Annotated in this window: 26 protein-coding genes and 2 pseudogenes; 4 read left to right on the top strand and 24 right to left on the bottom strand. The window is 44.6% G+C overall.

The window, feature by feature from the left end; translation table 11 throughout:
- Positions 1-4: 4 nt before the first annotated feature.
- The 17 genes and pseudogenes from DESPCE1_RS0111330 to DESPCE1_RS23760 all read right to left on the bottom strand — a co-directional run.
- Positions 5-1,183 carry an acetyl-CoA C-acetyltransferase gene (locus DESPCE1_RS0111330; protein ID WP_014794138.1) on the bottom strand — a complete coding sequence of 393 codons (1,179 nt, stop codon included), beginning with the start codon at positions 1,181-1,183 and terminating at the stop codon, positions 5-7.
- 150 nt (positions 1,184-1,333) lie between these two features.
- On the bottom strand, positions 1,334-2,671 hold the full coding sequence (locus DESPCE1_RS0111340) for an acetyl-CoA hydrolase/transferase family protein (protein ID WP_019850527.1): 1,338 nt from the start codon (positions 2,669-2,671) through the stop codon (positions 1,334-1,336).
- A gap of 112 nt (positions 2,672-2,783) precedes the next feature.
- Positions 2,784-3,422, bottom strand: a complete 639-nt coding sequence (locus DESPCE1_RS0111345) for an acetate uptake transporter family protein (protein WP_014794140.1) — start codon at positions 3,420-3,422, stop codon at positions 2,784-2,786.
- 98 nt (positions 3,423-3,520) lie between these two features.
- Positions 3,521-5,599, bottom strand: a complete 2,079-nt coding sequence (locus DESPCE1_RS0111350) for a heterodisulfide reductase-related iron-sulfur binding cluster (RefSeq protein WP_019850528.1) — start codon at positions 5,597-5,599, stop codon at positions 3,521-3,523.
- A 178-nt stretch (positions 5,600-5,777) separates the two neighbouring features.
- Positions 5,778-6,767, bottom strand: a complete 990-nt coding sequence (locus DESPCE1_RS0111355) for an electron transfer flavoprotein subunit alpha/FixB family protein (protein WP_019850529.1) — start codon at positions 6,765-6,767, stop codon at positions 5,778-5,780.
- Between the two features lie 32 nt (positions 6,768-6,799).
- Entirely contained in the window at positions 6,800-7,573 is a 774-nt protein-coding gene (locus DESPCE1_RS0111360; RefSeq protein WP_014794143.1) for an electron transfer flavoprotein subunit beta/FixA family protein, read from the bottom strand.
- Positions 7,574-7,584: 11 nt separating this feature from the next.
- Positions 7,585-8,727, bottom strand: coding sequence for an acyl-CoA dehydrogenase (locus DESPCE1_RS0111365; RefSeq protein WP_014794144.1), 1,143 nt, complete (start codon positions 8,725-8,727; stop codon positions 7,585-7,587).
- A gap of 42 nt (positions 8,728-8,769) precedes the next feature.
- The gene (locus DESPCE1_RS0111370) at positions 8,770-9,609 is read right to left on the bottom strand and encodes a 3-hydroxybutyryl-CoA dehydrogenase (RefSeq protein WP_019850530.1); all 840 of its coding nucleotides are present in this window, start codon (positions 9,607-9,609) and stop codon (positions 8,770-8,772) included.
- A gap of 21 nt (positions 9,610-9,630) precedes the next feature.
- A complete protein-coding gene (locus tag DESPCE1_RS0111375; RefSeq protein WP_019850531.1) occupies positions 9,631-10,776 on the bottom strand; it encodes an acyl-CoA dehydrogenase in 1,146 nt (381 codons plus the stop codon).
- Between the two features lie 339 nt (positions 10,777-11,115).
- Complete coding sequence (locus DESPCE1_RS0111380) at positions 11,116-13,227, bottom strand: sigma-54-dependent Fis family transcriptional regulator (RefSeq protein ID WP_019850532.1); 2,112 nt, start codon at positions 13,225-13,227, stop codon at positions 11,116-11,118.
- Positions 13,228-13,448: 221 nt separating this feature from the next.
- Entirely contained in the window at positions 13,449-13,601 is a 153-nt protein-coding gene (locus tag DESPCE1_RS22550) for a DUF2922 domain-containing protein (RefSeq protein WP_019850533.1), read from the bottom strand.
- Between the two features lie 39 nt (positions 13,602-13,640).
- A complete protein-coding gene (locus tag DESPCE1_RS21355; RefSeq protein ID WP_019850534.1) occupies positions 13,641-13,838 on the bottom strand; it encodes a hypothetical protein in 198 nt (65 codons plus the stop codon).
- On the bottom strand, positions 13,822-13,983 hold the full coding sequence (locus DESPCE1_RS23745; protein WP_019850535.1) for a helix-turn-helix domain-containing protein: 162 nt from the start codon (positions 13,981-13,983) through the stop codon (positions 13,822-13,824). Before DESPCE1_RS23745 ends, DESPCE1_RS21355 begins: the two co-directional genes overlap by 17 nt.
- A gap of 150 nt (positions 13,984-14,133) precedes the next feature.
- Complete coding sequence (locus DESPCE1_RS0111400) at positions 14,134-14,445, bottom strand: TIGR04076 family protein (protein WP_019850536.1); 312 nt, start codon at positions 14,443-14,445, stop codon at positions 14,134-14,136.
- Positions 14,446-14,500: 55 nt separating this feature from the next.
- On the bottom strand, positions 14,501-14,803 hold the full coding sequence (locus DESPCE1_RS23750; protein ID WP_242835388.1) for a GNAT family N-acetyltransferase: 303 nt from the start codon (positions 14,801-14,803) through the stop codon (positions 14,501-14,503).
- Positions 14,763-15,020 (bottom strand): GNAT family N-acetyltransferase, encoded by a 258-nt coding sequence (locus tag DESPCE1_RS23755; RefSeq protein ID WP_242835389.1) that lies wholly within the window; start codon positions 15,018-15,020, stop codon positions 14,763-14,765. Before DESPCE1_RS23755 ends, DESPCE1_RS23750 begins: the two co-directional genes overlap by 41 nt.
- Before the next feature lie 68 nt (positions 15,021-15,088).
- Positions 15,089-15,388, bottom strand: a pseudogene (locus tag DESPCE1_RS23760) (LysR family transcriptional regulator); the annotation flags it as partial.
- A gap of 2 nt (positions 15,389-15,390) precedes the next feature.
- On the opposite strand from DESPCE1_RS23760, the pseudogene DESPCE1_RS23010 reads away from it, so the two are divergent.
- Both DESPCE1_RS23010 and DESPCE1_RS23770 read left to right on the top strand, forming a co-directional pair.
- Positions 15,391-15,735: pseudogene (locus DESPCE1_RS23010) on the top strand (DapH/DapD/GlmU-related protein); the annotation flags it as partial.
- An 87-nt stretch (positions 15,736-15,822) separates the two neighbouring features.
- Positions 15,823-16,368, top strand: coding sequence for a cyclophilin-like fold protein (locus DESPCE1_RS23770; RefSeq protein ID WP_019850540.1), 546 nt, complete (start codon positions 15,823-15,825; stop codon positions 16,366-16,368).
- A 301-nt stretch (positions 16,369-16,669) separates the two neighbouring features.
- Here DESPCE1_RS23770 and DESPCE1_RS23775 read toward each other — a convergent pair whose 3' ends face one another.
- The 3 genes from DESPCE1_RS23775 to DESPCE1_RS0111430 all read right to left on the bottom strand — a co-directional run bounded on the left by DESPCE1_RS23775 (position 16,670) and on the right by DESPCE1_RS0111430 (position 18,441).
- Positions 16,670-16,993 carry a hypothetical protein gene (locus DESPCE1_RS23775; protein ID WP_019850542.1) on the bottom strand — a complete coding sequence of 108 codons (324 nt, stop codon included), beginning with the start codon at positions 16,991-16,993 and terminating at the stop codon, positions 16,670-16,672.
- Between the two features lie 68 nt (positions 16,994-17,061).
- Positions 17,062-17,940: a M56 family metallopeptidase gene (locus DESPCE1_RS23780; protein ID WP_242835390.1), complete on the bottom strand. Its 879-nt coding sequence runs from the start codon at positions 17,938-17,940 to the stop codon at positions 17,062-17,064.
- Positions 17,941-18,063: 123 nt separating this feature from the next.
- Complete coding sequence (locus DESPCE1_RS0111430; protein WP_011459856.1) at positions 18,064-18,441, bottom strand: BlaI/MecI/CopY family transcriptional regulator; 378 nt, start codon at positions 18,439-18,441, stop codon at positions 18,064-18,066.
- A gap of 73 nt (positions 18,442-18,514) precedes the next feature.
- On the opposite strand from DESPCE1_RS0111430, the gene DESPCE1_RS24015 reads away from it, so the two are divergent.
- Both DESPCE1_RS24015 and DESPCE1_RS0111440 read left to right on the top strand, forming a co-directional pair.
- Positions 18,515-18,640 carry a hypothetical protein gene (locus DESPCE1_RS24015; RefSeq protein ID WP_019850543.1) on the top strand — a complete coding sequence of 42 codons (126 nt, stop codon included), beginning with the start codon at positions 18,515-18,517 and terminating at the stop codon, positions 18,638-18,640.
- Positions 18,641-18,751: 111 nt separating this feature from the next.
- Positions 18,752-19,168 carry a hypothetical protein gene (locus tag DESPCE1_RS0111440; protein ID WP_019850544.1) on the top strand — a complete coding sequence of 139 codons (417 nt, stop codon included), beginning with the start codon at positions 18,752-18,754 and terminating at the stop codon, positions 19,166-19,168.
- Positions 19,169-19,233: 65 nt separating this feature from the next.
- Here DESPCE1_RS0111440 and DESPCE1_RS0111445 read toward each other — a convergent pair whose 3' ends face one another.
- The 4 genes from DESPCE1_RS0111445 to DESPCE1_RS0111460 form a co-directional block, all read right to left on the bottom strand.
- The gene (locus DESPCE1_RS0111445) at positions 19,234-20,103 is read right to left on the bottom strand and encodes an aldo/keto reductase (protein ID WP_019850545.1); all 870 of its coding nucleotides are present in this window, start codon (positions 20,101-20,103) and stop codon (positions 19,234-19,236) included.
- 14 nt (positions 20,104-20,117) lie between these two features.
- Entirely contained in the window at positions 20,118-21,125 is a 1,008-nt protein-coding gene (locus tag DESPCE1_RS0111450; protein WP_019850546.1) for a lipoate--protein ligase, read from the bottom strand.
- 67 nt (positions 21,126-21,192) lie between these two features.
- On the bottom strand, positions 21,193-22,527 hold the full coding sequence (locus DESPCE1_RS0111455; protein ID WP_172637655.1) for a D-serine ammonia-lyase: 1,335 nt from the start codon (positions 22,525-22,527) through the stop codon (positions 21,193-21,195).
- A gap of 134 nt (positions 22,528-22,661) precedes the next feature.
- On the bottom strand, positions 22,662-23,522 hold the full coding sequence (locus tag DESPCE1_RS0111460; RefSeq protein WP_019850548.1) for a DUF6544 family protein: 861 nt from the start codon (positions 23,520-23,522) through the stop codon (positions 22,662-22,664).
- Positions 23,523-23,641: the final 119 nt, after the last annotated feature.

Below are 23,641 nucleotides of genomic sequence, written 5' to 3' on the forward strand. Positions count from 1 at the left end.
CCCCCTATCTCTCTACAATCAGGCTGACTCCCTGACCTCCACCGATGCATAAAGTCGCAAGCCCTCGATGTCCATCCCGCCGTTTCAATTCATGAAGAAGGGTGACCAAGACGCGGGTGCCGGAAGCACCGATGGGGTGCCCTAAGGCGATGGAGCCGCCATTGACATTGGTCTTTTCCACATCCAATCCCAGCTCCTGGGTAACGATAGCGGCCTGGGCGGCAAAGGCTTCATTGGCCTCCACCATGTCAATATCGGCAATGGTCAATCCGGCTTTTGCCAAGGCTTTTCGTGTCGCAGGGATCGGTCCGGTCCCCATGATCAGAGGATCCACCCCAGCAGAAGCCCAAGAAGTGATTTTGGCCAGGACCGCTAATCCCAATTCCTCAGCCTTCTCTTTGGACATGACGACCACTGCAGCAGCTCCGTCATTGATCCCTGAAGCGTTGCCCGCAGTTACCGTACCCTCTTTCTTAAAGGCAGGCCTCAGCTTGGTTAAAGTATCGGCAGTAGTGCCGAAACGGGGGAACTCATCCTGACTGAACACCAAAGGCTCCCCTCTTTTTTGAGGGATTTCCACAGGAACAATCTCTTCATCGAATAATCCGGATTGGATAGCGGCCTCAGCACGGTTTTGACTGCGCAGTGCCAAAGCATCCTGATCCTCCCGGGAAATCTGGAATTGCTCAGCGATATTCTCGGCGGTCAATCCCATGTGAATATTATGGAAAGCATCGGTTAGACCATCCGTGATCATGGTATCCACCAGGCTGTCATTGCCCATTCGATATCCTTTTCTTGCTTTAAGGAGGGCATAGGCTGATGATGACATGCACTCCATGCCGCCGGCAACAATAATATCCGCATCACCGGCCAGGATCGCCTGCGCCCCACAGATTACCGATTTAAGTCCGGAACCGCAGACCTTATTCAGGGTCCAGGCGGGCACTTCTTGAGGAATTCCTGCTTTAATTGCTGCTTGTCTGGCAGGGTTTTGACCTGCCGCAGCACTGAGTACATTCCCCATAATGACTTCTTCTACTTGTGCAGGCAGGATTCCGGCCCGTTTGATCGCTTCCTTGATCACGATAGCTCCCAGTTCGGCTCCTGTAAAGTTCTCTAAAGTTCCCCCAAAGGATCCAAGGGGTGTACGAACAGCACTGACGATCACTACTTCTCTCATGACGTTCCTCCTCAAGGTAATGACACCTAAATTTTATAAAGAAAACCCGGCTTCGCCGAGCCTTAAATGCATGCTCGCAAATAAGGCGAAGTCGTTGGTTGCACTTATGCTTAGAAAGTATGTAACGCAAGTTCATACTTTCTGACAGTATTAAGCAAGCTTAGCAGTCCTTCTCCAGATACCCATTTTTTCTGCATCTTTAATCAGGTCATCGCGGAAATTGGGGTGAGCGATGGAAATCAGAGCTTCGGCACGTTCCCAGGTGGACTTACCTTTCAAATTGACGATGCCGTGCTCAGTCACCACATAATTAACCATGGCGCGATGGGTTGTGACGATAGCACCGGGAGTTAATATGGGGTTAATCCGCGATCTTATCTCGCCATTCTTAGCTTTGTAGGTGGACTCTAAGCAGATAAAAGATTTACCGCCTTGGGAATGATAGGCGCCTAAAGTAAAGTCCACTTGTCCGCCTGTTCCGCTGATTTGACGAGTGCCAGAGGATTCTGAACATACTTGGCCGAATAAATCGACTTCGACGCAATTATTGATCGCGATAACATGATCATTCTTGGCTATGATCCAAGGATTGTTCACATAGTCTACAGGGTAAATCGCGCAACTGGGGTTGTTATGAAGAAAATCATAAGTTTTCTGAGTTCCCATAGAAAAAGTATAGGTTAGTTTATATCTGTCAATCTGTTTTCTGGCACCGGTAACACGTCCGGCTTCCACCATTTCCACAAAGGCCTCTGTCATCATCTCCGTATGGACACCCAAATCTTTGAGGTCGGATTGAGCAATAATCTTACCCATAGCATTAGGCATACCGCCAATACCCAGCTGAATGCAGCTTCCATCTACGAGCTCAGGCATAATAAATCCGGCTATTCTGTTATCCAACTCGGTAGGAGGAACGGGTTGAATCTGAGGCAACTCCCATTCTGTTTCCACGATATGATCCACTGCAGAAATATGAATGGCCTCTTCCAGACCGCCCAGGCAACGGGGTATTTTCGGATTCACCTCAAGAATAATGATTTTTGCTTTTTCCAACATTGCTTTGGTATGAGAAACTTGAGGCCCGAAGTTAAAAAAGCCTTTCTCGTCCATGGGAGCTACCGGGATCATGGCTACGTCCACATCAAGAAAACGTCGATAATAGCTGGGCAGTTCATTATAGAGGATCGGGCTGTACCAGCAAACTCCCTGATCGTGCAGTTTACGGTCTAAACCACTGAAATGCCAGTTATTATAAACGAAATGCCTAGCCTCCGGATCAACCTTGACCACCTCGGGCATCCTCACTGCCGTGACAGCCCGAATCTTTACATCCTCAAGCTCATCTTTGCGAGCTGCCAAAGCTTTATCCAAGATAACGGGCTGACCGGTAAAGGAGCCATAATCCACCCAATCCCCTGATTTAACCACACTCACAGCTTTTTCCGGTGAAGTCAGTTTGCTTTGATACTCTTCTAAAATATTCAAATCCAGCTCCTCCTTGTTCTTTGCCCTAATAAAACAACATGGTTAGTTGATTAAACGCTCCTCCACCCTAATCCTAAATTCTATAGTATTAACAAATTATAATAATAAGACCTTACATTTTTTTAGCATTGCCAACAGGTGCGGGGGCATTTTCTTTGATCCAAGGCTTTGTAAGAGGAAGTATCGTTTTACCGTATGTGGTATTTAAAATTAAGGCTGCCGAAAGATACATGGCCAGAATTCCTGCAAAGAGAAGAGCATAGCCGGCTACAGGTTTGAATGCGGGGCTGAGGACTCCTAAATCGAGGAAAGCAACCTGGACAACGGCGATATCTACAAGAATAACGATCATAGCTAGGATACTTGTTCCCTTAAAGTAAGCCGGAGTCCACATCACAAGACAAAATGCCAGGACGAGCCAAGCCCAGCCATCAATACGAGTATCTAGGGGTATTGACCATTGTTGAGCTGCCGCGAAGTATTTAACAAAAAACTCCAATCCTCCGACAAGCATAAAAAATGCTGAAAAATATAGAAAAACGTTCCCACCGAGAATCTGACCTTCTTTTAACTCAATAGCACCGACAATGACTTGAGTAACAAAGCCGCCGATCAACCAACATCCCAGCAGAGGCATTGCTCCTGCAGTAACCTTGCCGCTTAACAAAGCAAAAAAAGTAAAGCAAGCAACCCCTAGAGCGACCAGACCTGCGGGCGAAGGATTTGCCCATCCCCCATTATTATTCGACATAATTTAATCTCCCCTCTTGCTTTTTGACCTATTATCCGTCGAAAAACTTTTCGACGCTTGGTCAATTATTCCGTTTTTTCTGTTGTTTTTGCTTTTCCTTAAGACATTCTTTCAACGAGAATCTCTGCAATATCCAATACCTTCACTCTTTCCACGGCCTCACGGGCAGCTATACCGTCATTGATCATGGTTAAACAGAATGGGCATCCTGTACTCACCACTTCTGTGCCTGCTGCCATGGCTTCGTCCGTGCGCATCTCATTGATACGTTGGCCATGATGCTCTTCCAGCCACATTCTTCCGCCACCTGCACCGCAGCAGAAACTCTTCTCGTGATGACGAGCCATTTCGGTAATATGGAAGCCGGCAGCTTGAAGTAATTTTCTGGGTTCTGTGTAGATTGTGTTATAGCGGCCAAGATAACAGGAATCGTGATAGGTAACGGATCGAGTATTTAACCCCCTTTCCGAACCACCGCCTGCTTTATTAAGCTTTAATCTACCGGAGGCTAATAGTTCGTTTAAATATTCGGTATGATGAAGCACTTGATAGTTCCCGCCAAACTCAGGATATTCGTTCTTAAGAGTATTAAAACAGTGAGGGCATTGAGTAATGATGGTTTTTACTCCGTATCCATTCATCGTCTCAATATTTTCCTGAGCCAACGCTTGGAAAAGATATTCATTCCCTAAGCGGCGGGCTGAATCACCACAACATTTTTCCTCACTGCCTAAAATAGCAAAATTGACTTCCGCTGCCTTCAATAGTTTTACCAATGCTGCCGAGACCTTTTGATTCCGTGCATCAAAGGATCCGGAACAACCTGGAAAATAGAGAATTTCAGCCTCCGGATTTTCTTCCAGGGTTAAACATCCTACAGTTTTCAAAAAATCTCCTCGAGAGGACCAACCAATTCCCCAAGGATTGCTGTTGTTTTCCATATTACGGAATGCTAATTGAGCTTCCGGAGGAAAACGTGATTCCATGAGCACCAGGTTACGGCGCATATCAATGGTTTTGTCCACGTGCTCAATAAAGATTGGGCATTGTTCTTCACAGGAGCGGCAGGTAGTACAGTCCCAAAGATCTTCTTCGGGAATCACATCACCGATGAGATAAGGCAAACCCAGCTCTTCTTCAGTGAGAGCTTCTGCGGCGGCAGCAATTTCGCTTCCTTGTGCGGCGACCTCAAGGGCAGGCTTTGCCCTGTGAGCCTTTTTCAGCGCTCTACCTGTCTCTTCCATATAAGCACCCATATCCTGAATAATCTTTTTAGGATTCAGGTGTTTACTACTTAAATAAGCCGGGCAGTTATCCTGGCACCTTCCACAGCGCAAACAAGCATCCGTGTTGAAAAGAGTCTTCCAGCTGAACTCACTAAGCTTGCTTTTTCCATAGGTTTCGAGACCCTCATCTTCAAAATCGATGTTCTCCGGGATGCCAATGGGACCATGGTGCCGTAGAAATTGATTGGCGGGCGCAAGGAAGATATGGGAAAGCTTGGAGTAGGGAAAATACCCGAAAAAAAACATCACTAAAATGAAATGGAACCACCAGAGAAAAGCATGAATTCCTTCCAGGGTTGAATTGCTTAAGCCCTTGAAAAGCGGTGCCATAGCATACCCAACAAAAGCATACATACCCCAGGGATCTTCGATAGCTGCCATGCGGACAGCTTGGATGACAAAGCCAGTGAGTAAAATAGTGAGGATAAGAGCTAAGACAATGGCATCATCCTTTTTATTATCAAGGCGATCCGGACGCTGACCATAACGCCGCCAGATGGCCATCAGACAGCCAATGATGGCCAATAGCCCAAAAGCATTGGCAGTTATCTTGATAAAGATATAGAGACCGCCGTTAAACATATTGATCCCGAAGTCGGCCTGCATAGCCACAATAATGGTTGCAAAAAACAGCAGCACAAACCCCCAGAAGATAAAAAGGTGCATTATCCCAGGGAAACCTTCTTTTAAGATTCTTTTGTGTCCTAATCCATAAACAAAGATATCACCAATTCTTTTGACCATATTTTTCCTGCGGTTCTCTGGCTGTCCTATTTGCCACAATTTATAACGCTGATAAAAACCATAGCAAAAAAAGCCGAGAGCTATGATCAACATAGGGTAAATCAGCCAGTGATGTTCAATATTCCAATAAAGCTCCCGTGTCGCCATATCCCATACTCCCCTTTCCAATCCATGACCATTACCCTTTATCTTACCTCTATTTTTTATTGATGGGGGTACCGTCTTAGGACAGCACCCCATCTCCAACTTGAGTCCTCTCCGTTTACAGTGGTGAACTCCCGCTTCCAAGCTGCTCTAAATGGGTGAATTCCCCTGTCCAAATCTCTTACTCATTCACTAATTTCTGAAACTCTTCAGTGAGAAGAGGGACGACTTCAAACAAATCCCCAACGATACCATAATCGGCAACGTTGAAAATAGGAGCTTCAGGGTCTTTATTGATAGCAATAATGTACTTGGACGCTCCCATGCCGGCTATGTGCTGGATAGCTCCGCTAATACCACAGGCCACATATAAGGTGGGGGCTACAATACTCCCTGTCTGTCCTACTTGAAATTGATTATCAATCCATCCTGAATCCACTGCCGCTCTTGAAGCTCCTACTGCTCCCCCGACAACATCGGCTAATTTTTCAAGAATAGCAAAGTTTTCTTCCGCTTTCATGCCCCGACCACCGGAGACAACAAAATCTGCTTCAGTTAGGGCTGGTCGGCTGGTAACTATGAGAGCCACATCTTTCAAAATGACCTTAAGATCTGCCGGGTCGATGTTTACCGTTGCTTCGATGACTTCGGTTTGCCTTGCCAGGTCCGGCTCTGATATTGGGAAAGATTTAGCCCTTACCGTAGCAAGACTTGGTCTACTTAAGATCTCTACAAAACTATAGGCACTGCCTGTATAAACAGGGCGTTTGTAGAGAAGGAATTTTTCCGGATCCACTTCAATATCGATAACGTCTGAGGCAAGGCCGATCCCTAGACGTTGGGCAAGACGAGGAGCTAAATCTTTTCCCACTGCCGTATGACCTAACAGGAAGGCTTGAGGCTCCTTTTCCAGAATAAGCTTTGCCAGAGCGGAAGTATAGGCGCCGGTGGTATACTGGGCCAATTGAGGGGAGTCCAGTAAGAAGACCTGGTCAGCTCCATAACTGGCGGCTTCCTGTGCCAAGTTGGAGATCCCATCCCCTGCAATGACCGCTACCAGTGGTTCCCCTGTAAGGTCAGCGATTTTCCGTCCTTGACTTAATATTTCCAAGGATATTTTACGAACCTTCCCATCAGCTTGTTCGACAAATATCCAGATTCCCTTTGGCATATAACTCACTCCTTTACTGTGTTCATTACCGATTAGAGTACTTTAGCCTCTTCACGAAGGATTCGTGCTAATTCATGGGTGGCTTCCGCCGATTCACCAGGAAGGATTCTGCCCCCTTGTCTTGGATTAGGCAGAGTATATTGGGTAACTTTTGCCTGAAGCACTAAATCAGAGGGATCAAGTCCTAAGTCACTTAGTTTAAGGGTTGTCAGTGGTTTTTTCTTCGCTTTCATAATTCCGGCTACCGATGGATAACGCACCTCATTAATTCCTTGAACTACGGTGATGACAGCCGGTAGTGACACCTCAAGAGTTGCCAGACCTCCGTCGATAACCCGCAGGGCTGTTGCTTGACTGCCGTTAAGCTCAAGTTTGGTGACGCTACTGATCGAAGGAAGCTCTAATTTCTCGGCCATGCGCACGGCGACCTGAGCTGAGCCATTATCTGTATCCATGACTCCTGCCAGAATGATGTCGTAGGGAATGGTCTCCACCGCTTTGGCAAGTATGGCAGCGGCACTTCCTTCATCCACTTCCCCTAGGGCAGGGTCATTAATGTGAATCGCTTTATCGGCTCCCATGGCTAGGGCACTGCGGATTGTCGCTGTGGCTTGATCTCCCCCAAGGGTAATAACGGTTACTTCACCGCCAAATTTCTCCTTCATTCGGAGAGCTTCTTCGATGGCGTACTCATCCAAAGGATTGATAACCAGAGTGACCCCATTTGCATCTATTTTTCCATCCTTGTTCAAGGCAATTTTAGCTTCTGTATCAATCGTTTGTTTAACGCATACCACAATGTTCATAGGGTATCCTCCTACTCTTTTAAGACATGACTGCCGATGACAATACGTTGTACTTCACTTGTTCCCTCATAAATCTCAGTGATCTTGGCATCCCGCATCATCCGCTCTACAGGATACTCACGAGTGTATCCATAACCACCGTGCATTTGGACCGCTTGAGTGGTTACCCACATGGCTGTCTCTGAAGCATGGAGTTTAGCCATAGCCGAAGCTTTGGAGACGGGCTTATGCTGGGTAGCCAGGTAAGCCGCTTGATAAACCAATAAACGGGCAGCCTCGATCTGAGTGGCCATATCCGCTAATTTAAATTGATTGGCTTGGAAATGAGCGATGGGCTGGCCAAATTGTTCTCTTTCTTTAGCATATTTTTTGGCTTGCTCATAAGCCCCTTGGGCAATGCCTAAGGCTTGGGAGGCAATGCCGATTCTGCCGAAGTCCAAGGTGACCATGGCTACTTTAAACCCTTGTCCTTCCTGGCCTAAGAGATTTTCCGCCGGGACCCTAACATTATCAAAGACCAATTCATAAGTGGCCGAGGAGCGGATCCCCATCTTTTTTTCTTTCTTGCCAAAAGTAAAGCCCGGCATGCCTTTTTCTAGAATGAAAGCAGCGATTCCCTTATTCCCTTTGCTTTTATCCATCTGGGCAGTAACCACATATGTATCGGCTTCATAGGCGTTGGTGATAAAAATTTTGGTGCCATTGATGATATAATCATCGCCATCCTTAACTGCGGTGGTTCGGGTTCCTGAGGCATCAGAACCGGCCATGGGTTCAGTTAAGCCAAATGCCCCCATTTTCTCTCCACTTGCCAATGGGACAAGATATTTTTGTTTTTGTTCTTCCGTACCAAAGAGGTAGATAGGATTAGCACATAAACTGGAATGAGCGGACACAGTTACTCCAACTGAGGCGTCTACCCGTGATAATTCCTCAATCGCTATGGCGTAGGACAAATAATCAGACTCCACACCGCCGTATTTCTCGGGAAAGGTGATTCCCGCCAGACCCAATTCCGCCATTTTGTTCCATATCTCACGAGGAAATTCTTCTTTTTCATCCCGTTCTTCAGCGCCTGCTGCACACTCATTCTCAGCAAAATCCCTTACCATTTTCCTCATCATGACATGGTCTTCGCTTAAATCAAAAATCATACTTCTTCGTCTCCCCTCATTTTTTCTAAATATCTCTACCCTTTAATAGGCATAGAAACCTCTTCCCGTTTTTCTCCCCAACCAACCTGCCTTGACATATTTTCTCAATAAGGGACAAGGTCGGTACTTATCTCCAAGCCCTTCATGAAGCACTTCGCAAATAGCAAGTACAGTATCCAAACCGATAAGATCCGCCAGTGCCAAAGGGCCCATGGGGTGATTGGCTCCCAGCTTCATGACATCGTCGATAGCCTCCGGTTTGGCAATCCCTTCGTTAAGCGTCCAAATCGCTTCGTTAATCATCGGAATCAGAATACGATTAGCTACAAAGCCCGGGGCATCATTGACTTCTACGGGGGTTTTCCCCATAGCAACGCTCAGGTTTTCAATCTCCCTATAGACCTCATCACTGGTTGCCAGTCCGCGAATGATTTCCACAAGCTTCATCACAGGGACCGGATTCATAAAATGCATGCCAATCACTTTGTCCGGACGCTTGGTGCAAGCTCCGATTTCTGTGATAGGCAATGAGGATGTGTTGGAAGCCAATATAGTATGCTCTGGGCAAAGTTTATCTAGGGTTTGAAAAATTTCCGATTTAATAGCCATATTTTCGACAGCTGCCTCTATGACTAAATCGGTCTGAGCCGCATCTTGAAGAGAAACACTGGCCTTAAGCCGTCCGAGGATGTTTAGCTTTTCTTCGGAAGAGAGTTTGCCCTTTTCCACACTACGGTCCAAGTTCTTTTCAATACCTTTAAGACCTCGGGCCACAAACTCTTCCTTGATATCATTGAGTATCACGGCGTATCCTGCTTGAGCAGCCACTTGGGCAATTCCGGAGCCCATTTGGCCAGCTCCGATGACCATAATCGTTTTCATGAATTTTTCCTCCTTATGTTTTTAAATTTTATTTCTTAAATGTTTGGCGATGACAATCCGCTGAATTTGGTTTGTACCTTCATAGATCTGTGTAATCTTGGCGTCCCGTAGATAGCGTTCTATAGGATAATCTGTGGTGTAACCATATCCCCCGAATATCTGCATGGCATCATTGGTTACTTTTACTGCCATTTCACTGGCAAATAATTTGGCCATCGATGCCTCTTTACTATAAGGCAACCCCTGAACCCGGTTGGCTGCGGCTTGATAAACCAATAAACGAGCAGCTTCCAGTTGAGTAGCCATGTCCGCAAGCATGAATTGAATCCCTTGGAAATTCATAATCTCTTGCTTAAATTGAACCCTCTCTTGGGAATAGGCTAAGGCAGCATCAAAAGCAGCTTGAGCAATACCTACGGCCTGGGCTCCAATTCCTATTCTGCCATCGTCAAGTAATGCCATAGCGATTTTAAACCCCTGTCCTTCTTCCCCCAATCTGTTTTCAACAGGGACAACCATATCCTCAAAAATCAATTCACAAGTGGATGAGCCGTGGAGCCCCATCTTCTTCTCCTTTTTCCCTATGATAAAACCGGGGGTACCCGCATCTACGAGAAAAGCTGTAATTCCACGTGAACCTTTCGTACGGTCGGTAGAAGCCAGCACTGTATAGACCCCGGCATAGCCTGAATTGGAAATAAAGCGTTTGCTGCCATTGATCACATAATGATCACCACGGCGCTTTGCAGTTGTTACTAAACTCGAAGCATCGGACCCTGAGTTGGGTTCCGTGAGTGCAAAGGCTCCAAGCATCTCTCCTCTGGCAAGTTTCGGCAAATACTTCTGTTTTTGTTCTTCCGTACCAAAATAAAAAATTGGAAAAGTGCCAATGGTTGTATGAACCGCCATGATTATGGTAGTGGAGGCACAACCCCGGGCGAGTTCCTCAATGGCTAAGGTGTAAGAAATAAAGTCTGAACCGGCCCCTCCATATTCCTCCGGTATAGGGATTCCCATAAGTCCCAGTTCGCCCATCTTATGTACTAACGTCAAAGGAAACTCGTGACTTTCATCGGTATAAGCTGCTTGGGGAATTACCTCTTCCTCTACGAAATCTCTTACCATTTTTCTCATCATTATTTGATCTTCCGTAAGGTTAAAGTTCAATGAACGCGACCTCCTTGCAGAGTATCTATTTTGGTATCCCTAGAAATACCTGAATCTTATAAATTATCTGTTTATAATGCAAATTACGTGCCAATGTGAATTGGATTTTTATCTCAAGTTCATGAAGGACCTGAATTCATTGGTTTATTTTCTAAATTTTTAAAATATTTCATCTATTTGTACATGTGAACTCAAAGTTTATATGTCTCAAAAAACGGACATTATTTTGACAAGAAATTAAAAAAGGCTGGAATTCCAGCCTTTTACATCCCTATGTCCACAAAAAAGGACACTGTCTCAAAACAGCAACAGTGACTCCACGCAAAGACATTGGTTGAATTATCCTTGAATATTATATTTAGCCAGCTTTTTATATAGAACAGAGCGGTGAATCCCCAAGATTCGTGCAGCCTGTACCTTGTTGCCTTGAACGCGGCGGAGAGTTTTATCAATAATTTCACGTTCTGCTGCTTGTAAAGCATACTCCAGGGTCTGCTCCGTACCTAATGACATTGTTTCCATGACTCCCGGCAAAGCCAAATGCTTCGGCAAAATCCAGGCTTCATCACAAATTACTATGGCCCGTTCCAAGATATTCTCCAGTTCACGAATATTGCCCGGCCAATCATAAGCACATAAATGAGTAATACTTTCCGGTCTCAAGCCCTGAATATCCGTACCCAGTCTCTTATTGATTTTTTCAATTAGTCCTTTGGCAATAAAACCAATATCCTCTTTACGCTCTCTTAATGGTGGCAGATCGATGGCAAGAACGTTAAGGCGGTAATAGAGATCAAGGCGGAATTTATGTTCCATCACCATTTTGTGCAGATCCCTGTTCGTAGCTGCAATAATCCGCACATCGACTTTTATGGGTTCTGTCCCACCTAAACGCTCAACTTCACGTTCTTGCAGCACCCGCAGCAGCTTGGCCTGCATACCCAAAGACATATCGCCGATTTCATCAAGAAAAATAGTCCCTTTGTCAGCAAGTTCAAATTTACCGGGCTTTCCGCCTTTCCGAGCCCCCGTAAACGCTCCTTCTTCATAACCAAAAAGTTCTGATTCCAGCAGGTCTTCCGGCAAAGCTGCACAATTCACTTTTATATAAGGCCCATTACTGCGATTACTTGATTTATGAATAGCGTGGGAAAAGACTTCTTTCCCTGTACCGCTTTCACCCAGGATCAGAATGGTAGAGGTTGTTTGCGAGGCACGATGTGCTAAGGATTTAGCTTTTTTCATTCTGGGACTTTCGCCGATAATATCATCAAAAACGAATTGAGAGGAATGGAACTTGCCTAACTCCTCTTTATAGTAAGCAAGATTCTCTTCCAGGCGCATGACTTTTTTCGCAAACATTTTGGCAATTTCCATATTTTTGAAGAGGGTCTTGGCCAATGCCCCTACGACTTTACCTTCCCGTTCAATGGGGACCCGCATGATGATAAAATCACGCCCCTTAAGATGCCAGGTCTCGCCGAATTGCGCTTTACCTGATTTTAGGGTCTGAGGGAGATTAGAATTAGGACTGATATCATTAATCTTTTTGCCGATGACATCCTGTACTTTAACCCCTATGACATCCAAAAAGAATTGGTTCATTAAGACAATATTCTCTTGATCATCGATGACGACCATGCCTTCATAAGAATTCTCAACCACAGCCTCCAGTGTTGCCATCAGCTTTTCATTGGAATTTAAACGATGGCTCACCTCTTCCAGTTCAGTAATATCTTTAAACACGGCCACTGCGCCAAGAACCTTGTGCCCTAATATGATGGGCAGGAAGTCTGCTTTGGTGTTAAGCTCGCCGTAGCTCATAGGAATTCCCCGCAGTTCTTCACCCGTTGCCAGCGCTTTATAGGTTAAGGAGTTCGGGAAAAAGTTTTTAATGGGTTTACCCAGTACTTCCTCGGCATTAAAACTCAGCAATTTTTCCGCAGATGGGTTAAAGAAAACGATACGCCCTTGAGCATCAATAGCCACAACAGCATTATGAACAGCTTCGATGGTTTGGCTGATATAGAAATCCAAGTCGTTCAGCAGTTGGTACAAAAGGAACAGATTATCATAAAATTTGAATTCTCCTTGGTACTCTCCCTTGGTATCGACCACAAAGGCTGTGGGCCATCCTTCTGTAATCAGGATATTGAGATTAAAAAGCAGGCTATTCTCTTCCGGAAGCAGCCAATCTGCCGGCCGTATATAGGAGGCAATGGGCGCCTTAGGATCAAACTTCCCCTGGGTTAAACTTTCAATAATATCGGCAGTACCTAAGACGCCCATAAATTTCCTTTTTTTACTTACTACCGGTATATGTGTACGGCCCTCATTTAAAATAATCTGCAGAGCATCAGCCAATAAAGTCTCTTCATCAAGATAAAAAGAGGAGAGAATCAGTTCCTGGCTATCCAGCAAAGAAAGACCACTTGAAATAAAGCCATTCATGTTTACCTCACCTCACTACCTTCTGTAAGATCATTTTTATGAATTGAACTCTAATAATATTTAGAAAGGGGCAACGCTGCAAATTGTATACTATTCCTAATTTTCTGTATTCAATCGGTAAATCCTCTTTTTCCCCGATTAATTATTTGAATTAGAGAAAGAAGAATCCCGCTGCCGGCTGCTGCAGCGGAAATTCTTCTCATTCTCCCCGGCTTGTTCCGTTACGGCTCAAGAGGATCGTACAAATCCTCCGTCACATTCTGAACCACTTCTTGGGTCAGGCCCTGTTTAGGGTTGGAGAGCGTGATCCCTGCCGATTTGCCGCCGCTGGTCAGGAAAGATAACCTGATCAAACGGTTCGTTGAAATAGGCAATATATTCACCCCCTTCCCTGAGACATTTTTCCAGGGTCCTTACTCCTCTTCAAGCAGCTGTGAGTTCCTGCTTACGGTGATATCCACAACCTGATCCGTCACCAGGCTGACAACGGCTTTAAAAAGCAAATTATAGGTCGCCACGATATTCAGCTTTTCAGAATCATCCCGAAGCCATTCCGATACATTCCTCCCGCCACCATCAATTGCCCCAGTGGCTTTAGTCCCTAAATTCAAGAAATTCAGATGGCTTTATGCGCAGCATGTTCGCAATATTGAACAATACTTCCAATGACATCGTTGTTATCATATTGGGAGCTTCTATCTCGCCAAGATAAGAACTGCTCATCCCGGCCTTTTCCGCAAGTTGGTCTTGAGTCATACCCTCCCGTTGCGATAATAGGCAATATTCAATCCAAGAGATATCTATTTATCTCTGTTTTCAAGGGCAATTTTTGTACTTCTGGCCATATACAATCACCTCAGTAAAAGCTTATCGCGCAACGCAGCCGATATACATAAGCTGATTCAATCAATCGTTAAGTGATTCAACCTTAAAAATAACAGGGCGGATACCATCTGTGCAGCATAATATCTGTAGACCATCTTTTTTATTCCAAGGAACATAAGAAGCACCCGCTGACAACGCGTTTACGCCGCGATAAATATCAATCCAGGCCCAGGGGCAAAAATTCAGAGGCATTTCAGCACCTCCATCATAGATGAATTCATCGCCTACATTTAAAAGCAAACACGGTCCTACCTCGGCACCATCTGTCAGATATTCATCAGCAAATTCAGGATAAAATTCTTTTCTTATAACTGAAATTTTTACTTTTTTCATTACGTACTCTCCTTTTGCCCTAAGAGCATACTGTTCATACCATTATGTCACATCCTTATACTCTTCGCTGGTTATATTGCTCAACATCCAACACATATTTTCGAAGCTTTTCCATGCCACTCATTGCCAACTTACCGGCATAATTCATCCCCAGTTTAGCTAAGATTTTTTCGGAGTAAATATTTTGGGGGTTAACAGCAGCGGCGATACATGCAAATTTCAGTACGGAAAAACCATAATCCAATACGGCTTTTGCCGCCTCATAACCGTAACCCTTATTCCATGAATTTGGGCACAGCCCATATAATAACTCATTTTCACCCATAACACTCACAATACCTAACGCCGCAATACCCAATATACATAGTGCTCCCTTTTTCTGTAACAGTAAATTCAGAGTTTTGGGCGGAATCCACCCACTCCTCTTGAAACATCCTATATCTTTCTTCATAGGTGTAAGGAGTAATGCCACCTGTATACATCGTCGCCATAGTATCGTTTTTCATAAGCCAATACTCAGCAAAATCTTCTCTAACTGGTTTCCTCAAGATTAATCGTTCTGTTTCTATATACATGATTTAACCCCTTCTAATATAGATATCTATTTCTAAATATTTCGAGGGAAAATAAGTACCCCTTGAATTCAGATTTCTTGGCGCATTTTCTCCAAGAATTTCTCTGCCGCTTTCGAAAACACCTGATATTTCTTCCAAACGATATTTAAATGCGCTTCTACTCGTGGCTCCAGTGGCTTAAAACAAAGACCGCTGGAGCTGGTGGTGTTCACCAGTTTATCCAAACACAGCGCATACCCAATCCCTTCCTCTACCATGAGCGCGGCATTATAAATCTAATTATAGGTCGCCACGATATTCAGCTTTTCAGAATCATCCCGAAGCCATCCCGATAATTCATTACCGGCAAGAGCCTGTCTGGAGCAAAGCCCTCGGCAAAAATGTATTCATCAATTCCGGCTGCAAATTTCAGGATCAGGGCGGCATCACCATCGGGGATGGTGCATTGATCGGTCATAATGTGGTTCTAGCTACCCTCAATCACGAGGTCGCCCCGGAGAAGCGGGGTACCATGCACCCGGCCCCTATCGTGATCGGCAAGAATGTGTGGATTGGCTCCAACGCCACCCTTCTGCCCGGTGTATCCATTGGCGACGGAGCAATTATCGCTGCCGGAGCAGTGGTGACCATGGATGTTCCGGTCAACACCGTTGTGGGCGGCGTTCCGGCCAAGTTGATCAAAGAAATCGAAAGTCCCAAGGAGGAACTAGAGTGACTAATTCAACGTCATCCTGCCCTTCAGGAAGCCTATGAGCTGGGAAAGGCACTTTAGTCCGAAAAGAAAAGGAGTGGATGAAATAAAATGAAAAAAAGACTGTCTCTGGTGATTGCCACCCTATGCGTGATTGCTTTGCTCGGTTGTTCGAATAACCCTCCGTCAAACTCACCAGCATCCGCCCCTTCTGTAAGTACCGCCGCACCTTCCTCTGCTCCGGCAGAATCGGGCACACAGGAACCACCGCCTGCGGAGCAGGATACGCAAACAGAACGTAATGCCATGCCAAGCTTAACCCTTCGCATTGGCAACAAAAATTTTAGGGCAACCTTATATGACAATGATTCGACACGGGCGCTGCTGAAGAAGCTGGCCCTGACCTTGATCATGGGTGAACTGAACGGAAATGAAAAGTTCTACTTTTTTTCAGAAAAGCTTCCTGCCGCCAGTGAACGGGTGGGGAGTATCAAGACCGGTGATTTAATGCTCTACGGCTCCGACTGCCTGGTGCTGTTCTATGAAAGTTTTCCCACTTCGTACAGCTACACAAGGCTCGGCACCGTTGACAATGTGACCGGATGGGCCAATACTCTGGGGAGCGGCAGTGTTGAAGTGACTTTTAGCATTAACTAAGTAATACAGCCTGCCTGTAGCCTTCCTTTTGATCGGCCACAAGCAGGTTTTGCTCTATGAAGCGTTGGAAAGGAATGGTCATATTCATGAAAAAGAAACTAATAGCGCTGCTGATTGCATTCTCTATGCCGGCAATTTTCCTTTTCACAGGCTGTGAACAGCCGCACCGAATCTTTCTGCCCAGGCAAAACCGCCACAAAACAGTGAGCAGACGGGAACAGCATCATCGGAAAAAGAGGAAAGCACAGTGCCGGGACTATCTAAGCTACAAAGTCCTGACACTGCCCCCATTTTAAGTGTATTATTTTATCACTTGATAAATTTCTAAGGTTCCACTACTATAATCGACTATCTCTGTCGGCTTATATGTACTATCAGAGTCTATGAAACCACGTGACCATTCAAACACATTTTCAGAATTAGACTCGCTTTTAATATATACCCTGCAGGTATCACCGCTAAATCCTGCACAATGACTACCTTCATTTTGTGTTATAAGAGTAAAGTTTATTGGTGCACTGACTCCTTTAAATGAAAATATCAAATCCTCATAAGCTTCTGCAATCAAATATGTCTGTGTTGGATTTGTATCTGAAAGTTCAAAAGAGATACTTTCTAATAACACAACATCTTTCCTTATTGGACTACCATTAACAAATGATATTGGCGTTGGTAATTCTTGGTTTTCGTTTTCTAAGCCATTTCAACAGCATCACTACTAACCGCAAATGCAACACCTGTACTTAATGTCAATAACAAAATAGCGTAGGCTATGATTACCCCAACTCGCTTTTTGCCTGCATCCATAATTAAAGAAATCCGTTCTTTCATTCCTTTTTTGCCTCCATAAAAACTGGTAGAAAGTGCGGTTTTCACTTTTGATTGATATTGAACCACACCGATAATTGCTTCGCTATACTGCTGGCGCATATCTACATCTATACTGCGTACCACCTCGGCATCACAGGACATTTCGCATAGTGCATCAATCGCCTTTGCCATCAGATATACAAGGGGGTTAAACCAGTGAATTGCTTTTGCAGACAGCACTAAGCACCTATACCATAGGTCTTTGCGCTTGTAATGAACAAGCTCATGATTGAGAATAAACCGAAGCTCATCCTTTGGAAACTTCGTGGTCGGCAGCAGTATTTTAGGTTGGAAAAATCCTATTAGCATAGGAGTGCCAATACTTAAACACTGATAAAGGTTAATTTGCTTTGATATACCTAACTCTGCCTTTAGGTTTTGGAACAGGCTCAATATCTGTTCGTCTGTAATTGTTTCGCACCAGCGCTTTGTCATCTTCATAAAACGATAGTGCTTTACCGTATGATAGACAAGAAAAGCTATCATTCCGGCCAGCCACACCGCCGCCGCAATTTGCCACCATGATAATGAAATATGAGATACGTCCGAGGATGACAAAGCGCTTTCAACCGGGCCTGCGATCTGTGTTCTGTTGCCTATTTGAATAGTAGGTGTCGCTGTTTCAGTAGGAATTATCTTGACAAAGGGATTGTAAACTTGGGCCGGAAAGGGATAATTAATCCAATCACAATAATCAACCATGCGTAATACCGCCCCTTAGCGGAATACCGCTTTGCCAGCAATGGCGTAACCGCCATATAAAACAAAGCAATGGCCGACATGGTAATTGAACAGGTTAGAAGCGTAACGATAAAACTTTGCACACTAACCCCTCCGTTTCTTTGCCCATTGGAGCAATTCGTCAATATCCTCGTCAGTTACCGCCTTACCTTCGTATAGTGTGTGAACAAGGTCAAGAAATGAATTGTCATGGTACTGCTTCATAAAATTACTTGTTTCAAACTTCAAATAGTCCTCTTTGCTGACCAAAGGATAATAGGTTCGTTCTTTTCCGTTTTTCTCCGTGCGTAAAAAGCCGCGGTCTACCAGCCGGAGCAACATGGAAATAGCAGTTTGCACTTTCCACTCTTTTTCATTACCAAGCTGCTCCATAATCATATTGGCTGTAATGGGCGGTTCGTTCGCCCAAATTACCTTCATGATGTCAAACTCCGCGTCCGGCAGTTTTTTCATCGTGCTCATGATATCAACTCCTTTTAGACAATTGCCTATGTTCAAATTATACATTTGCCTAAAATGGATGTCAAGCATATTTATGCTAATTACAAACCTTGGTGCTTTGAAAATTGTGCTGGGGATAAGACACTTTCTGCTCTACCTGGCCTTTACGATTGCCTTTGCCTTCGGAACAGGAATGCTCGTCAATCTAGTGATTTTCTAATTTCCTTAAGCGATATATGAATAACCCTGAACGCCCAAGTGAAGAAGGACATAGTAGGATCTATAGAGAAAGTAATTACTATAGCTATTCATTTTTGTTTTAGGAGGGCCTATGCGAAAGAGAATTTTGCTTTATTTACTCTATACAGTCTTTTTGATTATCCTTATCCAGTTGGGAATAACCTATAGCTTCGAACTGAAGTCTTTAAACAGTACACCGTATAATCCGTATCCCGCATGGACTTTTTACATCGCCCTGTCGGTATTCATCGGCTTGCTGCTTGGACTTCCGGAATTTATCCGCAGATATAAGAAACCCGGGAAATGGAGAATCCAATGGGAGAGATTGCTCATTGTCGGGCTTCCGTCCCTGTTCTTTACGTTTTCTCTTTTTATATTTTTTTCATCTGTGGGAAACTATCTGTCCTTGATATTAAAACCTTGGGCTTATGAAAGCTATGGTGTGATCATCTGCGGCATACTCTTCGGCTACACGATGATCATTTCGATGGATAAGAAGGGAGAATAGCCCGCTTCGCTCAAGAGATTACCAAACACTAGACCGGAGGCAGCGTGCTTCCGTTAAAGGGATACTCATAATATATCTAAATAAGTTTTTTGTTGAGGGGCGGGAAAAGCGCTGTCAATTCTATGCCAATCTTCCTCATGGATCGAGATATTGTAAACTTGGGCATTATCCTTGACATGGTTAAGTTGAGAAGCCTTGGGTATGGCCATGACATTCTCCTGCCGTAAGACAAAGTAAAGAAGTATTTGTTCTACGGTTAAGCCATAGTTTTGAGCAATCTCCTGAACTAATGGACTTTGGGCTATTCTTTGCCTTGTGCTCGGATTATGAGCTATGGGACAATAGGCCATCATCGGTAGTTGATGCGCTTTGAGCCATGGCTGTAAATCATATTCAGTCCCCCGGGAATTTAAGTGATAGAGCACCTGATTTGTTGAACACCGATCCCCTCCGGGTATTTGCCAAAGCTCTTTCATATCTTCCGTATCAAAGTTGGACACGCCCCAATGATTAATCTTTCCCCGAGCTACTAATTCGTTCATGCACTCCACCGTTTCCGCAAGAGGGATATTCCCCCGCCAGTGGAGCAGATACAGATCAAGATAGTCTATGCCAAGACGCCTTAGGGAAGCCTCACAGCTCTTGAAAATATTCTTGCGCCCAGCATGGTGAGGGTAGACTTTCGAGACGATATGAAGGGTTTCCCGAGGATAAGGCTTGATCGCTTCTCCTACTAACTCCTCAGCCGCTCCGTCTCCATACATCTCGGCCGTATCGATCAAGGTCATTCCCCATTCGATCCCCATAGCCAGGGCTTTGACCTCTTGCTGCCATAAGCGGCTTTTCTCCCCCATGTACCAGGTCCCTTGGCCAAGTTTTGGCAGTTTTGTTCCGTCGGGCAGGAGGACTTCTTTGGTGATTTTTTTATGGTTCACTCTCTCTTCCTCCCTTATACGTCTTTTACCTTTTTATCAATCCATTCTTTCATATCTTGAAGAATCATCTGATCTTCTTCCTGAGTCTGAAGTGACTCTAAGGCAAAGAGCAATTCAGCACTATTCAGAGTTCGGTTAAGAAATGAAGCACTAATCTCCTGGATGAGGTGAGCATTCATAGCATCGGAATAGATAGTTGAATCAATAATCTTGCCTTGGCGCAGAGTGAAGCCTAATTCTATCCCGCCCCAAGGAAAACGGGTTTCCAGAACAAGGTCAAATTGCGGCGTTTTACCGTACCGCCAATCCCAGGAAGAATATTTTTCATAAAGTCCACTAAGATCATAATCCCCGTCTGTTATATGCATCGGGTCCGAACACGCACCGTATAAGCTTTGAAAGCTTTCCATCAAGGTCCCCTTCATCTCCTCAATGGACAAATCCGGTAAATAATTGCGGAGGTTGGTGATGCGGGATTGAACCGACTGTACTCCCTTGGCCGCCATTTTTTCCTTGGATACTTGAAGGTACTTCCCTACTTTTTCCCCATCTACATGGACAAGAACCGTACCGTGGTGGTAAGCCTTATCTTTTTCAAAGTAAAAAGCATTCCCTGAAAACTTTTTCCCATCCACTGTCAGATCATTGCGACCGGTAAATTCTGCTTGAATACCTAAGCTGTTCACTCCCCCCAAGATGACCTGGAGCTGTCGATGCAAATCATAAAGCTCCCGATCCATAATAAAGGTGAAATTGAGGTTGCCTAAATCATGAAAAACTGCCCCTCCTCCGGAAAGGCGGCGGGCAAGTTTTCCCCCATCCTGTTCAAGAAGGGTGCAGCGGCATTCTTTCCAGGGATTTTGATTTCTTCCTATGACAACAGTATTTTGATTTTGCCAAAGATAAAGGATGATCTGATTTTTCTCCACCTTATGGAAAAGGAATTCTTCCAAGGCCAGATTATACCAAGGGTCAAAGGAATCAGAGAACACAATTTTGGTCTTTACGGTTTGACGAGACATGGGTACCATCCTCCCAAAGAAAATTTAAGAGCAAATTAAAACATATAGCATTACCTGGAGTTATCTTCTATTTTTTCCGAAACAGATAGTTCTTCATCACTTCCTTAGGGACGAGACTGCCACCGGTTGCCCAAACCAGATGGGTTCCTTTCTCCAATGCGTCTTCAAGCTGGTGATTCCTAAGATATTGAAGACCTTCTTGGCATCTTAGAAGCCGTGCTGGACCAGCCATTCCTGCCAAGGATGAGGGCTCGCATTGTATCCCTTGTGTCCGATCGAGAGCCTGAAGCAAGCGGAAAAGTTCTTCATCCTCAATTGTGAAGGCTCCACTCAACAAACCTTCCATGATCTTTCCTACGAAGCTAGACGCTCTGCCGACTGCCAACCCATCTGCTTCGGTCTTGTTATCCAGTCCAATATCTTGAACGGCAATTCTGTCGTGGAGCCCCGTAGCCAACCCTAATAACATACAAGGGGAATGAGTTGGCTCAGCAAAGAAACAGTGTACATTATCTTTAAAAACTTGCTTTAGACCAAAGGCTACTCCACCCGGTCCACCTCCCACCCCGCAGGGCAAATAAACAAAAAGTGGATGATCAGCATCTACCCGCAGGTTCAACTCTAGTAATTGCTCCTTAAGTCTCAGTCCAGCTACAGCATAGCCCAAAAATAAATCCCTGGAATTCTCATCGTCAACAAAATGACAGTGGGGATCTCCCTCAGCTTGTCTGCGTCCTTCTTCTACAGCTTTACTATAATCAGATGTGTATTCAATTACTTCCACCCCTTTGGAGCGCAAAAGAGCCTTTTTCCACTCTTTTGCATCAGCAGACATATGGACAGTGACTTTAAAGCCCAATTGGGCTCCCATCACACCGATGCTTAACCCCAGATTTCCTGTGGATCCCACAGCAATTCTATAGTGAGAGAAAATGTCTCTAAATGAAGAATTTATTAAAATGGAATAATCGTCTTCTGTGGTCAATAAGCCCTGACTTATTCCAATTCCTTCAGCATGCTTGAGAACCTCATAGATCCCACCCCGTGCTTTGATGGAACCGGAAACAGGCAGATAATTATCGCATTTCAACCAGATATCTCCAGGTATCTGAACGCCATAATGGGATTCTAAATATCTGTGCATGCTCTCAATGGGGATGACAGGTGATTCAATTAGACCTTGAGCCGGCTGTGTCTCCGGAAAGGCTTTAACTATGTAATGAGCAAAACGCCGCAGCCGTTCATCAGCATCGAGGATGTCGGAGAGATTAATTTCCCGTCGAGGCCCATGGAGTTTTTCAACTGATCTATAGTAAGGATTAATCCAGAAAGTCTCCCGAGCTGCAATCAAATCTTGCATAACTGGAATATGGGATATGAACTCAGGGCTTTTAACTGTAATGTCTCGCTTATCCACCTAATTCCTCCTTTGTTTTCCTCTATGGCTCATTATATCCTGCCTTTACAAATAAAAACAGACTAGGAGTCCAGACCCTAATCTGTTTAACCTTCAATATTTCCCTGCATCCAGCATTCTTATAGCTCATATCGAAAAGGCTTGTTGTGCTCCAGTTCCTTGACTTTAAAATGATACCAGTGGAAATCACCCGTATCCAGTTTCCAGATGATATCCCCTTGGGAAGGAACATTAATTCCATTCAGTTCTTGATACTCTTGAATGACACAAGCCCATGTCTCCAGACGGTATTCTCCATCAAATTCTCCGTAGCGTTCGGCTTCGAGGCTGAGCACTTCACCTTGCTCATTAAAGGTGAAGACTCCTGAAGCGGTTACGCCTTCATAACTCATGGTTGCTTCAGCTGATGTATCATTTATTTCTTGCCAATGAATATAATCATTTAATGCCGCTGAGGGAGACCACATCATTTCAGCAAGATAGCGTAAGAGAGCCCCCTGATCCATTTCCTTTCCTTGACTATCGGCCAGAGTGACCATGGACAGTACTTTAATCAGCATATGACCATGTCCATCAATATACTTATCTCGGCCAGATATATGTAATAAAGGTGCCATTTGAATATCAGCATACCATATAAACCCAGGTTCGGCCATGCGAAAATACTGTTCGACCTGACCCTTCATCCAAGACTGATCTGCCTTTAATCTTAAGTTTATATCCTGTTTTGTCCTCGTGGCTATCATCCGCTCTTTCCCCACAACTTGAGAGTGCAGAAGCCATTTTTGGACAGAAGGGGGATGTTCTTCGAGGTCTGAAAGTTGAACGATTCCTTGAGCACCTTCTATTCCTTTATAAAATTGCGTAACTTCTTTAGCAACCATTTGGCTAAATCGAATTTTAGCAATTGCAGTTACAGCGGCACAGACTATGAAAACAATAAGAATTATAGCGAGAATAACAAGAAGAATTTTCCCCACTGGAAATCCCCCTTAATCATTTATATCACTTAGAGCTCAAGTTGTACTGTTCACATGAATAGGTATGGAAATGGTCAAATGACCATTTCCATAAAGCCTTTATAATAAATTCCATTGAA

It is taken from the genome of Desulfitobacterium sp. PCE1 (assembly GCF_000384015.1).
Classification (GTDB): Bacteria; Bacillota; Desulfitobacteriia; order Desulfitobacteriales; family Desulfitobacteriaceae; genus Desulfitobacterium; species Desulfitobacterium dehalogenans.